Below are 12934 nucleotides of genomic sequence, written 5' to 3' on the forward strand. Positions count from 1 at the left end.
ACAAAAATTAGGGATATTGTGCCTTTGTGTTAGTTCTAACTTGTCGTTTTACTCAATGGCATTTATTGCACTTGGTTTATCTTGCTGGCCGATATAATCGCGTTGTAGCATATACATTCGAATCGCATTTCTGTATTGCCCATTCATAAAGAACTCTTCAATTAACAGCCCTTCACGTTTAAAACCAAAGCTCTCATATAGATAGACGGCTTTTTCATTTTCATCAGAAACTTGCAGATACAATTTATTGATGTTTAGAATTTTAAACGCATAGTTAACTGCACGGTCGATGATGGAGCGAGCATAACGCCTACCTTGAAAGTGAGGTGCAATGATGATTTGAAATTCAGCCGTTCTATGAATGTAGTTAATTTCAACTAACTCAACTAAGCCAACATGTTCCTTATCTCCATTTTCTACAATGAAGCGCCGCTCATTTAAATCATGGATATGCTTTGTATAAAGGCTTTCAAGCTCCATGAAGGACTCATAAGGTTCTTCAAACCAATACGACATGACGCTGCGATTATTATTTAAACTGTGGATGAAACGAAGATCATCTTTTTCTAGTGCTCGAATACGAATAGTGTCCGACATATTTTGCTCTTTATGCTGAAATAACAAATGATTAAACTCAATTTAATTGAGTTCACTTTTGATTATAGAGGATATTGAAAGTGGTGGAGAGTGAAATTTTTCGAACAAGACGATAAGAAATAACATTTGATGTGGTGACGTTGTCACATTTTGTGTATTGAGTGGTTTACAGTGTAAATTAGAGCGTAGGTTAAAGTTTAATATGAAGCTAAAACAAAACCCAGAAACTTATATGGTTTAATAAGGTCTGAGTTTGTTATTTAAATTAATAGATTATATTTAAACTGATGTATCCGTTAGCTTAGATAGAACCCAATGCCATAATGATATAAGTTATTGATATTCATTGTATTACGTTGATTTTAGTGAGGGTTGTAGCACTCACGCAAAGTGTGTAATTGTAAATAAAATGCATTTACAGGATTATTGTAACCATTTAATTAAAGTGTGATCTCAAGCGCTAGTTGCTCATTTATAACTTAATTGCTTATTTATAAATAGGCAGTTGGCTTAAATCATTCAACATATTATCAAGTTGGTTGAATATACGCTCTCCATCAACACCGATTCCATTATGCTCATATTCATTAGTCATCCATGCTTTGCTGTAGGGGATTTTACTTAATGTGTCACGTGAGTAATTAAACTCAACATACATGTCGTCTACGTAAACTGCACAAGCAATAGGCACTGTATTAAGAGCTAATGCTCCTGGATTATAAAGTGTGGGCCAATCTGATTTTTCTGCTAGTAATTGTGCCGCTTGCTGGAGTGGCTTTAAGCATTCCATTTGCTCAAACATCCATGGAAATACCATCTCTCCAGTAAATAGGAAAGGGTGTCCCTTTTGGTAATTGAATTCTGGATATTGTTGACGTACTCGATGCGCAGACCAAAGTGAGGCTGTATCATTGTTAGTATTTTTGGCAAAAGGCTGGCAGTAAATCGATTCGTGCAAAATCGCATAAATAGGATTAGTTTGATAAGCCTGTTCAGCCAACATAGCATTCAAGAACTCGTAGCTTAGATCGAGTTTTCCATTTACCTCGATAAAGGCGCGCTCTAGCAGATAATACATAGGTAATGCTGCGTTGCTACGACCAAAATTAATACCTATCAGTTGGAATTGCTCAACCGTAAAGCGCTGCCCATTCGGCAGAGTAATATGGTTATCGAGTAAATGGTCGGCAATACGCTGACACAAAGGCTGGGCTTGTGGAAACTGTTGAAAGAAAGCTTGGTTCTTTTGTTTCACTCGTTGATAAGTCGCTTGGTAGACCGTATCGGCATGCTGAGTAATAGAAGGAACGCCTCCAGTAATGTGTGAACGCGTTAAGCTCTCAGGAAACAAAGATAGGTAGGTGAGAGAGCAAAAGCCCCCAAAGCTTTGGCCTAAAATAGCCCATTTTTTTATGTTGAATTGACTGCGGATGGCTTCCGCATCGTTGACAATACTGTCGGCGCGAAAATGGGATAAATAATCACATTGTTGTTGAGGTGTTTTCTCAAACAAAGTTTGATGTGTGATAGGAGTACTTAGTCCTGTGCCGCGTTGGTCTAGTAATAGCACTCGATACTGTTGTAGTGCAGCTTTTAACCAACCAGATTGACCACTGGTACGAGGGGACGGAAAGCCTGGTCCACCTTGAAAATAAACTAACCATGGTAAGTCGTTGGCTTGATTTTCTAATAATCGTAGTTCACGAGCATAGACTTGAATCATTTCACCATCGGTATTCTTATAGTTTAATGGCAAGGTAAATAGATGAGGTTGGTAATGGACACCTTGATCAGTAAAGGAGGATAAAATTTCAGAAGGATATGGCACGACAAGCTCCTAGTTTACATATAGATAAAAACGGTACCATATTAAATCAATAGATCCCGGAAAATTTGAATCGTGAAAAGATAAATAAAAAGTGGTAACTTATTCATTCATCTGTAAATCATTATAAATAAAAATTATCACTTCTGTTATCAACTTTACCCACCCATTAAGTAGGCTGCATGTCATCATTACGGTTACTATTTTCAACATCCACTGATCCACTATTTAATCTAGCAGTAGAAGATACTATTTTTCGTTCAATGTCATCGACGCAGAAAGTGCTATTTTTATGGCAAAACGACAATACGGTGGTGATTGGGCGGGCGCAAAATCCCTGGAAGGAATGCAACACTCAGCGTATGGAACAAGACGGTGTCACTTTGGCTCGACGTCAAAGTGGCGGTGGTGCTGTATTTCATGATTTAGGCAACAGTAATTTTACTTTTATGGCCGGTAAGCCTGATTACGATAAAACGATTTCCACTCAAATCGTATTAGACGCACTAACTAAGTTAGGGATAGCTGGTAAGGCAACGGGACGGAATGACCTTGTTGTCGATACTCCAGAAGGAGAACGTAAGTTTTCAGGCTCTGCTTATCGAGAAACATTAGATCGTGGTTTTCATCATGGCACTATTTTATTAAATGCGGATATGAGTCGCTTAGCTAATTACCTCAACCCTGATCTTAAAAAACTGCAAGCTAAAGGGATCACATCTGTTCGTTCGCGAGTGATCAATTTACAGCAATTAGATGAATCTCTAACGCATGATAAATTATGTGATGCAATAACACAGGCTTTCTTTGATTATTACAATGAAACCGTTGAGCCTGAATTTATTTCACCGGATGCAATGCCTGATTTACCTAATTTTGAGGCAGCGTATAACAAGCAAAAAGATTGGCATTGGAATTTTGGTAATACGCCAGAATTTAGTCATCATATTGATGAGCGATTTACTTGGGGTGGGGTAGAAGTACACTTCAATATCAAAAAAGCACATATAGATGATGTGCAAATTTTTACTGACAGCTTAGATCCCGCGGCTTTAGAAGCTTTACAGTCAGCGATGAAGGGGCAAGTGTATAATAAAGAAGGAATCGGTAATGCTATTCATTCAGTGGTAAATCAGTATCCCCAAAGTGCTAAAGAAATGGAGCAGGTTAAAAGTTGGTTGCTGGTTCAGTTAGCGTAGTGTGGTTAATGTTGATCCTTTCCAATGAGTGCACTTAAGTGAAAGTTTTGTTGATTACATTTTTCAGCTCGATTTCTATGGAATACTTTCTTTTATAATCAATATGTAATGCAGAAAACCTAGATATAAACAGGTTGTTCAGTTTTAAATTGTTTGTTTTTCAATCTGTTAATGAATAAATGTGAATTATTTTTAAATTTTTAACGAAAGGGGTGTACATCTGAATTAAATCGGGTATTATCTACCTCGCTCTAAAGAGTTATTAATTGCAACAAAGTAAAAGTAGAATCCTTAGATAAATTTCGTAACTGTTTTTGTCCTCTGTATTTCCCTTAGCTTCAAAATTAATAACATGCTTTAAAGTGCACCGTAATGTTACGGTATTTTCATAAATTGCATGTAATGCATATAAAAATATAAGGGACATAATATGTCTAAAACAACTGGTATCGTTAAATGGTTTAACGAAGAAAAAGGTTTCGGCTTCATTACTCAAGACAACGGTGGTGCTGATGTATTCGTACATTTCCGTGCTATTGCTTCTGAGGGTTTCAAAACTCTTGCTGAAGGCCAAAAAGTGTCTTTTGAAGTAGAACAAGGCCAAAAAGGTCTTCAAGCTGCGAACGTAGTTCCTGCTTAATAATTAATTTTTTAGCTTTTGGTTTAATCCAAAGCTGAAAGGTATATAAGCGCTGGCCTCGGTCAGCGTTTGTTTTATTTAGAAGACTAGTAAACTTTCTTACCAATATGGTTTGAATTTAAAAAGTAAAAAAATAAGCCAAGATAATCAATTTATAATCTTCAATAAATAATTTGAAGAGAATGTGAAAAATTAAAACATCTCAAGCATCTGCTTTATCGTGAATGTCTCCATGTTGTATTCGGTTCACTAAGCTTTCCTCGACAAACCCATATAAGTGTTCCTCGACATCAGCTCAAAAAGATAAATTCTGCTTATCCCGGCTTAATCATAGGGCCTTCCATTTTCGAACGATGATTGTATTACACATCATCAAAACTCGATTGGATCATGCCATTATAATTAAAATAAAAAGGATAAATTATGTCTCGTTCAAGCGGCAGAAAGCGTTTTTGGTTCCAACACAAACGCGATCAATCTCAAGTAAGTAAATAACCTAAACTTGGATTAAAGTAGTACCGATTATAGGTACACTCTTCTTTTGAAAATAAAGCACATCATTTTATTATGGTGTGCTTTTTTGTTTTTAATGTCCCGCCCTAAATAATCATACTTATCGCCACTTTTTTACTTTGAATCGATAGCCCTACTTGGTACAGATCACATTTAATTCGTTAGTTTCAGTAATTAATGATTGAAGTTCGCATTTTCTAAGGATAAGTTAAGTCAAGAATGATAAAAAACACGATTAACTTTTTAGTTGTAATTTTATTTTTACTATTATAAACAGTTGTTTACGAAATAATGTGCACAGGATGAAGTCGTTATGTACCAGATTGATGATGTAAGAATTAAAAATGTAAAAGAATTATTACCACCCGTTGCTGTGCTTGAAAAGTTTCCAGCCACGGAAACAGCGAGTACGACGACATTTGAATCACGTAGCGCTATTCATAATATCCTAGAAGATAAAGATGACCGTTTATTAGTCGTGATCGGTCCTTGTTCTATTCATGATACTGAAGCAGCATTAGACTATGGTAAACGCCTTGCCGTATTGCGTGAAGAGCTTAAAGGTAACCTTGAAGTAGTCATGCGTGTTTACTTTGAAAAACCGCGTACAACAGTGGGCTGGAAAGGGTTGATCAATGACCCATATCTTGATGATACATATCAGTTAAACGATGGTGTGCGTATTGGACGTAAATTGTTGTTGGATTTAACTGATGCAGGCATGCCAACTGCAAGTGAATTCTTAGATATGATCACGCCACAGTACATGGGCGATTTGATCAGCTGGGGCGCGATTGGTGCACGTACTACCGAATCCCAAGTTCACCGTGAATTAGCCTCTGGTCTTTCTTGCCCAGTTGGGTTCAAAAATGGTACTGACGGCAATATTAAAATCGCGACTGATGCTTGCAGCTCTGCGGGTGCTTCTCACCATTTCTTATCGGTGACTAAATACGGTCATTCAGCCATTATTGAAACTGCAGGTAACCCTGATTGTCACATTATTTTACGTGGTGGCAAAGAGCCTAACTACAGCGCGGAACATGTGGCGGCGGTTAAAGCTGAATTAGCAGGACAAGGCTTGCGTCAGAAAGTGATGATCGATTTTAGCCATGCAAATAGTTCTAAGCAGTTCCAACGCCAAATGGTGGTAGCTGATGATGTTTGTGCGCAATTAAAATCGGGTGAAGACGCTATTTTTGGCGTAATGATCGAAAGTCACATCAATGAAGGTCGTCAAGACTTAGTCGATGGTAAAGTTGAAAATTACGGTCAAAGTATTACTGATGCCTGTATTGGTTGGGATGATACTGAAACTGTATTACGCCAGCTGTCTGATGCAGTCGCGGCTCGCCGAGCGATAAAGTAAGAAATAACAGGTGGACTTATTAAATATCCCGTTTTTGGGGTTTAATCAATATCTAATGACTTCTTTTTATTAAGGAGTCGTTAGATATTTTTGCTATTTTTTAGTTTGATGATTAAGAGCGAGCTAAAACGATCTTAGAAGTACCTCATGGCGATTGACCAACCATAGTTCATGTTTTGTCATAATCTTACTGAACATTTTGCATTGTAAATAACGATCTAGCCATTGTCTCAACTTCGGGTAGGGAGATTGCAAATACCATTGTCTTTCCACTCTGGCAAACTGGCGAATAAAAGGAAGTAATGCCAAATCGGCAAGGCTTTCTTGATCGGCCATTAAATATGAATGACGAGTTAAGCGGTTTTCTAACTTAGAAAGATATTGCTCACATGCTTGGCGGCATTCCACAAGGTTTGGTTCGTGGTAACGTTTGGCAGCTCGATAAGCCTCAAGGCAAGGTTTGAATTCACTATCAAATTGATGAATTAGCGATAACATGTTGATAAGCATTTCAGGAGCGCTCGCCAATAATAAATCGTCTGGGTCACTTTCACTTAACGTCCATAACATTACCTCAAGACTTTCTTCGATTACCTTTCCATTGCTTGTTACTAATACCGGTACTGTACCTTTAGGGGAAATGGTTAGCATTTCAGCTGGTTTATCACGTAAGACAATATCACGCAGTAATACTGGCAGTTGAGATTGATAAATTGCCATTCTGGCACGCATAGCGAACGGGCAATTTCTCAATGAATAGAGGATAGGTAACGGAGTATTTTCATGCATTAATTTTCTTTTTCCTCTACGCTTAAATGAACGCTTAAATGGATTAATTTACCTCAATGATACTCATCTGCAACATATAAAGGTATCATGCCGCCTTTAAATGTTAACCGAGACTCTTGTGATGAACCAAAAGATTGAATTATTAGCCCCCGGTGGTGATATTGATGCCATCAAAGCCGCCATTATTGCTGGTGCGGATGCTGTTTACTGTGGCCTAGATACTTTTAATGCTCGTAACCGTGCTTCTAATATTTCGTTCGATCAATTGGTTGGTGCCATCAGACTTGCTCATCAATACGATTGCCAAATATTCCTAACGCTTAATATTGTTATTTTAGAGCAAGAATTTAAAACGGTGGTGAAGCTGCTTAACCGTTTAGTTAACACCACTCTTGATGGTGTGATTGTACAAGACATTGGCTTATTGTACGTATTACGTGAATATTTCCCAACACTGGATATTCATGCTTCTACTCAAATGACGATTCATAACGCTGGGCAGATCCCGTTCTTGAAAAAATTAGGTGCGAGTCGTGTGAATTTATCACGAGAGCTTAATTTACGTGAGATCACTGCCATGGCAAACGTCAGTCAAAAGCATGAAATGCTATTAGAAGTATTTGTGCATGGTTCATTGTGTGTGGCGTTTTCAGGCTTATGTTATTCAACATCTGCTACTGCTGGCAATTCAGGCAACCGTGGTCGTTGCAGTCAAGCGTGTCGTGAGGAGTACGAAACAACCGAGTCGGGTCATAACTTCCCACTGAATATCAAAGATAATTCGGCCTTTTTTGATTTGCCAGCCTTGATTGATGCGGGTGTGCATTCATTTAAAGTAGAAGGACGCATTAAAGGCGCTAACTACGTCCACACTGTTATTGATAGCTTCCGTAAACAAATTGACGGTTATGTGGAAACAGGGGAATTGACTCAAGATGGTGAACGTCTGTACAAAGTATTTAATCGCGATTTTACCAATGCCTTTTTGCGCGGTGATTTAAATCAATCGATGTTTATTGATAACCCACGGGATAATTCTAAAAACCACATTGTCGATAAGTTAAAAGCTGACCACGGCGAAACTATTTCAGTAGTACAGATCTTTGATGCCACCCAGCAACTGCATTCCGATAAGCAACAAATTAATGCCTCTGTCGATGAAAAAATTGCCCATTTAAGCATTGAAAAAATAAAACTAAAATTACACTTTTCAAGTGAGCAAGATAAGCCATTAACGTTAACTGTTACCACTCAAGAAAGTAGCAATTCGGTTAATGATAATGATGATGCTATTTTACCTAAAACCGCTGTATTTACATCAAGCAGCTTAATGTCGGTAAGCGAGAAACTCAGCGTAGATAAAGAGGCGATCGAGAAACGCTTTAAAAATATCAATAACTCTAACTATGAATTGGTCGAGTTTGATACCGAGCAAGTTCTCGATGGTTTGAGTATTCCTTATCGTGAAATCACCACATTAAAAAATGAATTACTGGCGTATTTAAATGATGGCATTGAAACTATTGCTGAAGTTACGCTGCCGAAGCTGGATCGTCACGCCAAGTCAGAAGGTGAAAAGCCAGAGCTTTCAATCCTTATTTGTGATAAAGCCGATGCCGTGCTTGCCGATGTCACCGATGCAGATATCTACTTTAAACTGCCTGATGCTTACAAGCGTGGTTGCACTAAATATGTAGCGTTCTTGCAACAAAATCCGCGTTTAATTCCATGGTTTCCACCAGTCTTAATTGGTAAAGATTTTGACGTTGCGTTGAATATTTTGGAGAAAGTGAAGCCAGAATGGATCGTAACCAACAACACCGGTATTGCGTACCATGCTGAGCGCTTAGGTATTCACTGGATTGCTGGCCCAATGCTCAATACCACCAACTCTTATGTTTTGCAGTCTCTGAAACAAAACTTTAACTGTAGCGGCGCGTTTATTTCGAACGAGATCAGCAAGCAGCAAATCAGACACATTGCTAGACCAAAGAACTTCAAAATGATGTACAGCATCTACCACCCAATTTTGTTGATGGCGAGCCGTCAGTGCTTCTTCCAACAAAGCGTAGGTTGTGAAAAGCCGCGTATCGATAACGGCTGTATGCTTTCGTGTGATAAGAAGACCAGTATCAAAAATTTGAAAGGCGATTCTTTCTCTATTGATAAGCAAAAGGGCGGGTATCCAAGTATTTACAACCAAGACCAGTTCTTGAACACCGAGATTATCGACGATCTTAGCGATTTGTTTGATGGCTTTATGATTGATCTGACCGAGATTGGCGCAGGCAGTAAAGAATCACCGGATAAGGTTGAGTTAATTAAACAGTTTGAAGCCTTGTTAAGTGGTCAAGAAGATGCGGATCAGGTTTTGTATAACATGGTGCCGTCATCAACCGATCAGCAATACCATAATGGGCTGTAGGGTTTAAGAATAGGGTTTATGTATGACTTTTAAAAGCCAGAAGCCTACTTCAAATAGGCAACTGGCTTTTTTATTAAATCAAATTGTAAAATAGGAAAATAAATATTTTATAGTTAAATATAAATTTTATTTTCTTTTTGTTTTCCTTGATTTAGCGACGTCATTTATTTCTAATTTTTCTTTTTTCAGCTTTCGTTTTTCTTTCAAGGTTAATTCAGGTTTCTTCAATTCATTTTTACTCATAATAATAACTCTCTAATTAAACTGAATTTGTGTTTTCAATGATTTTTCAGATGAAATACTTGTCACTTCATACTGCCTTTCTTTCCCTAAAACATACAATTTAAAATTATCCTCTTCGGCCAGTCCTAAAATAGACGAGCCTAAATAAGAATAAAATGAAATCAGACCATCATTGGGATTATTTCGTTTAGTGCAAACTATAATTACTTGATAATGTCGGTTTCTTTCTTTATCAAAGAACTTAACTCTATCACCAACATTAATTCTTCGCTTCAGGTCGATACGGCTAGGTTTCGACATATACTCGATCTTTTCCAAAATATGGAACAAAATAATTGGAGATTGATAGCTAAAGAAAATGCTAGTAAGTAATTTATGTTCTAAATAAAAAAGACATTGATAAAATAAATTAATATTTATTACCCCCTATAAATTTAAAAGATAAAAATATAAATTAATGTCCGAAAGTTATACTTTCGGACTAATTACTGCAAGATGATTAACAATTCCAATGCCTCCTGAAAAACTTAATTAACTATATCAACAAAAAAATATTATTCAAATGTCAAAAATATAGTAAAAAATCAAAAGGGAATTAAATGGCAAAAAATATCATTTATTAAAATAAAAGAGCAAAAGAACATGATTTCTACTCTTTTAGTCTGAATTTAATCATAAGATAAGTGGAAAATTTTTATCTAAATTAAATCTGATGAATTTTCCAGTTTGGAAATAAATTATTATTGTTATCCAGTGAGCAAGCGAGGAGTTGTTATTTTTGTCAGGGCAGATAAGCAGTAATCTAACTCGTTTGCATGAGACGGAAAAAAAGCTTACTGAACTATCATTCGGTAAGCTTTTGGTGATTTTAAGGGAGGTATTGTAATGCGTTAGTCTAGCTAGAATTTCCAAGCCACAAAACGACTCACTTTATGCCCTTGTGCCATTGGAACCACTTTGATTTTTCTTACGCCCAGTTTTTGTAGGATGTCACGTAATGCTTCCACGTTTTCAGTTTTAGAAACCAAAGTTGTAAACCAAGTTACTTGCAAAGCAAATTGGGTGCTTTCGTTAGCCATTTTTTCTAAGAAGGCAATTTCGCCGCCCTCATAACATAATTCATTTTCCGTGCCCGCGAAGTTTAACACCGGTTGATCGCTTGATTTTAATGGTGCAGATTTGCCTTTGTTTAGATTATTTACTTTGCGCAGGCTGCCTTCTTTCGCTTTTTCCATTGATGCGTGGAAAGGAGGGTTACACATGGTCATCATAAATTGATCTTGTGGCTTAATAATCCCATTGAAAATTGAGCCTTTGTCTTGTTGTAAGCGTAGCTTTATTTTTCCATTCAGTTTTTTATTAGCTTTGATCACCCATTGCGCTGATTTGATCGAAACGGGATCTATATCGGTACCAACAAACTTCCAGCCATAAGATGTAGTGCCAAGGATTGGGTAAATACAGTTAGCACCTGTACCAATATCAAGAATCATTGGCGCGCGATTTGAATTGCCACGAGGTTCGGATTCATCGTCTTCAGGATCGGGTGATGTCGACTGTAATTCATCGAGTTGTAATTGTTGCTCTTCAGCTAATAAATCCGCTAAATAGTGAATGTAATCAGCGCGACCTGGGATCGGTGGGCATAAATGATTTGGTGGAATTTGCCAGAAATCTAAACCGTAATAAGCTTTTAATAGTGCTTCATTTAAGGCTAGAACTGCTTTAGGGTCGCTAAAGTTAACCGAGCGATCACCATGTGGATTTAGTATCACATAAGGGATTAAGGCTGGGTGAGCTTGTTCTAATAAACCAAAATCATAACGACCATGGTGCAGGTTATTTGGATGTAAGCCCGCGGGTTTGGCCTCAGTGTTCGGATTATTTTTCTGCTGAGGTTTTCCGTTTCTGCTTGGAGTGCGTTTCTGCTGATGAGAAGGCTTTGAACCGTATTTTTTTTGAGGGTTGCCAGAAGACATAAAAACTCCAATTAGTGCTATCTTAAGCGGGCGTGCATACTAGCGTATTTTCAGATTAAAACAAAATATTAGCCATTTAATTTCACTTGCTTGTTGCCTCACTGCAACGTTAATTATTTTGGGGATATTGGTGAGGTGGATTATACTTACCAACAACATAATTATAGAGAGAGTGAATCAAATGAAAGTTTATCAAGGCATATTAGCGGTAATGTTGACAGTAACCAGTGGTATTTCTTGGGCTCAAGATTGCAGTGAAAAAGTAGGTTGTGCAGCCAAAATTTGTAATATTGAAACTCAACTTCAAATGGCAAAATTGCATGACAATCAAGACAAAGAAGCTGGTTTAAACACAGCGTTAGAACAAGCAAAACTGCATTGTACTGATGAAGGTTTACAGTCTGATCTTTTTGATGACATTAAAGATGCGCAAGAAGATATGGCAGAGCATAAAGCTGATTTACAAGAAGCTATCAAATATAATAAAACTGATAAAATTAAGAAATACCAAGATAAAATTACAGAAGATGAACAAGAATTAAATAAACTTCAATTAGAAGCGGCAAAGTTTAAGTAATCGTTAATATAAGATTCCAAGAGCTCAAGAATGACGCAAATCACTCGTTTTAATATCTACTTCTAATTGTGTTTGTATCTGAAATATAACGCCAATCGTGAGTTTTAGAATCACGGTTGGCGTTTATCGTTATGGTGACACATGGTTTGAAGCTAAGACTTAAACTTAGCGATAAAATTTAGGGTTCGAGTGGCGAATTTTCCATACGGCGGCATGAGGAATTTTAAACTTGAAAAACTGGCTTGATAGAATACAGGGCGCATTTTAGAAAAAGTTAAGAAGCCTTCATAGCCATGATAATGGCCCATGCCGCTACCGCCGATCCCACCAAAAGGCAGATCATGTTGTCCGACATGAAAGAGTGCATCATTGACAGATACGCCGCCAGAGAGAACGTTCTTTAAGTAGTGATCAACAAGTATTTTGTCATTACTAAATGGATAGAAGGCCAATGGGCGATCACCTTGCACAATATAATTAATGACCTCATCGGCTTGTTGGTAGGTTTTTACCATCATGATTGGCCCAAAGGTTTCACGTTGGCTAATAGTCATCTCATCCGTCGCGTCTAAAATCAGCATAAGTGGGAATTTACGAGTTTTGGCATCCGGCTCTTGTTCACTTAGATTGATGATGGTTGCGCCATGAATTTTGGCATCTTCAACCGTCTCGATTAAGCGAGTAAATGCGGTGTCATCAATGATTGATGTGTAGTCTTTATTGTGAATATCCGGGCAATGCTTTTTCACCCATTTTTTTGTAAGCGTTCACCGAGGTA

At 37.5% G+C, this 12934-nt stretch carries 11 protein-coding genes; 5 read left to right on the forward strand and 6 right to left on the reverse strand.

The window, feature by feature from the left end; genetic code table 11:
• Positions 1-48 precede the first annotated feature (48 nt).
• Together speG and FH976_RS11195 are read right to left on the reverse strand one after the other, a co-directional pair.
• A complete protein-coding gene (speG, locus tag FH976_RS11190) occupies positions 49-597 on the reverse strand; it encodes a spermidine N1-acetyltransferase (protein WP_190332206.1) in 549 nt (182 codons plus the stop codon).
• A 487-nt stretch (positions 598-1084) separates the two neighbouring features.
• Positions 1085-2425 carry an alpha/beta fold hydrolase gene (locus FH976_RS11195; protein ID WP_407701644.1) on the reverse strand — a complete coding sequence of 447 codons (1341 nt, stop codon included), beginning with the start codon at positions 2423-2425 and terminating at the stop codon, positions 1085-1087.
• A gap of 179 nt (positions 2426-2604) precedes the next feature.
• Here FH976_RS11195 and FH976_RS11200 point away from each other — a divergent pair, with 179 nt between their 5' ends.
• The 3 genes from FH976_RS11200 to aroG all read left to right on the forward strand — a co-directional run bounded on the left by FH976_RS11200 (position 2605) and on the right by aroG (position 6143).
• A complete protein-coding gene (locus FH976_RS11200; protein ID WP_194090940.1) occupies positions 2605-3621 on the forward strand; it encodes a lipoate--protein ligase in 1017 nt (338 codons plus the stop codon).
• Positions 3622-4051: 430 nt separating this feature from the next.
• Positions 4052-4261 carry a transcription antiterminator/RNA stability regulator CspE gene (gene cspE / locus FH976_RS11205; protein ID WP_017025742.1) on the forward strand — a complete coding sequence of 70 codons (210 nt, stop codon included), beginning with the start codon at positions 4052-4054 and terminating at the stop codon, positions 4259-4261.
• A gap of 826 nt (positions 4262-5087) precedes the next feature.
• A complete protein-coding gene (gene aroG, locus FH976_RS11210; RefSeq protein ID WP_194090941.1) occupies positions 5088-6143 on the forward strand; it encodes a 3-deoxy-7-phosphoheptulonate synthase AroG in 1056 nt (351 codons plus the stop codon).
• A gap of 123 nt (positions 6144-6266) precedes the next feature.
• On the opposite strand, the gene FH976_RS11215 is transcribed toward aroG, so the two are convergent.
• Positions 6267-6932, reverse strand: coding sequence for a glutathione S-transferase (locus tag FH976_RS11215; RefSeq protein ID WP_194090942.1), 666 nt, complete (start codon positions 6930-6932; stop codon positions 6267-6269).
• A gap of 121 nt (positions 6933-7053) precedes the next feature.
• On the opposite strand from FH976_RS11215, the gene FH976_RS11220 reads away from it, so the two are divergent.
• A complete protein-coding gene (locus FH976_RS11220) occupies positions 7054-9357 on the forward strand; it encodes a peptidase U32 family protein (protein ID WP_194090948.1) in 2304 nt (767 codons plus the stop codon).
• A 255-nt stretch (positions 9358-9612) separates the two neighbouring features.
• Here the strand turns inward: FH976_RS11220 and FH976_RS11225 are convergent, their stop codons facing one another.
• Positions 9613-9900, reverse strand: a complete 288-nt coding sequence (locus FH976_RS11225; protein WP_194090943.1) for a GreA/GreB family elongation factor — start codon at positions 9898-9900, stop codon at positions 9613-9615.
• Positions 9901-10499: 599 nt separating this feature from the next.
• A complete protein-coding gene (gene rlmF / locus FH976_RS11230; RefSeq protein WP_194090944.1) occupies positions 10500-11579 on the reverse strand; it encodes a 23S rRNA (adenine(1618)-N(6))-methyltransferase RlmF in 1080 nt (359 codons plus the stop codon).
• 181 nt (positions 11580-11760) lie between these two features.
• On the opposite strand from rlmF, the gene FH976_RS11235 reads away from it, so the two are divergent.
• Positions 11761-12156: a DUF1090 domain-containing protein gene (locus FH976_RS11235; protein WP_194090945.1), complete on the forward strand. Its 396-nt coding sequence runs from the start codon at positions 11761-11763 to the stop codon at positions 12154-12156.
• Positions 12157-12308: 152 nt separating this feature from the next.
• On the opposite strand, the gene FH976_RS11240 is transcribed toward FH976_RS11235, so the two are convergent.
• Positions 12309-12905 (reverse strand): aldehyde dehydrogenase family protein, encoded by a 597-nt coding sequence (locus tag FH976_RS11240; RefSeq protein ID WP_324187428.1) that lies wholly within the window; start codon positions 12903-12905, stop codon positions 12309-12311.
• Positions 12906-12934 lie beyond the last annotated feature (29 nt).

The sequence above is a fragment of the Vibrio hibernica genome (assembly GCF_015223435.1).
Lineage (GTDB): Bacteria > Pseudomonadota > Gammaproteobacteria > Enterobacterales > Vibrionaceae > Vibrio > Vibrio hibernica.

Excerpts from the sequence above, each read along its gene's own strand:
- FH976_RS11215 (WP_194090942.1), bottom strand. The coding sequence starts at position 6,932 with ATGCATGAAAATACTCCGTTACCTATCCTCTATTCATTGAGAAATTGC.
- aroG (WP_194090941.1), top strand. The coding sequence starts at position 5,088 with ATGTACCAGATTGATGATGTAAGAATTAAAAATGTAAAAGAATTATTA.
- FH976_RS11225 (WP_194090943.1), bottom strand. The coding sequence starts at position 9,900 with ATGTCGAAACCTAGCCGTATCGACCTGAAGCGAAGAATTAATGTTGGT.
- cspE (WP_017025742.1), top strand. The coding sequence starts at position 4,052 with ATGTCTAAAACAACTGGTATCGTTAAATGGTTTAACGAAGAAAAAGGT.
- FH976_RS11235 (WP_194090945.1), top strand. The coding sequence starts at position 11,761 with ATGAAAGTTTATCAAGGCATATTAGCGGTAATGTTGACAGTAACCAGT.
- rlmF (WP_194090944.1), bottom strand. The coding sequence starts at position 11,579 with ATGTCTTCTGGCAACCCTCAAAAAAAATACGGTTCAAAGCCTTCTCAT.
- speG (WP_190332206.1), bottom strand. The coding sequence starts at position 597 with ATGTCGGACACTATTCGTATTCGAGCACTAGAAAAAGATGATCTTCGT.
- FH976_RS11200 (WP_194090940.1), top strand. The coding sequence starts at position 2,605 with ATGTCATCATTACGGTTACTATTTTCAACATCCACTGATCCACTATTT.
- FH976_RS11220 (WP_194090948.1), top strand. The coding sequence starts at position 7,054 with ATGAACCAAAAGATTGAATTATTAGCCCCCGGTGGTGATATTGATGCC.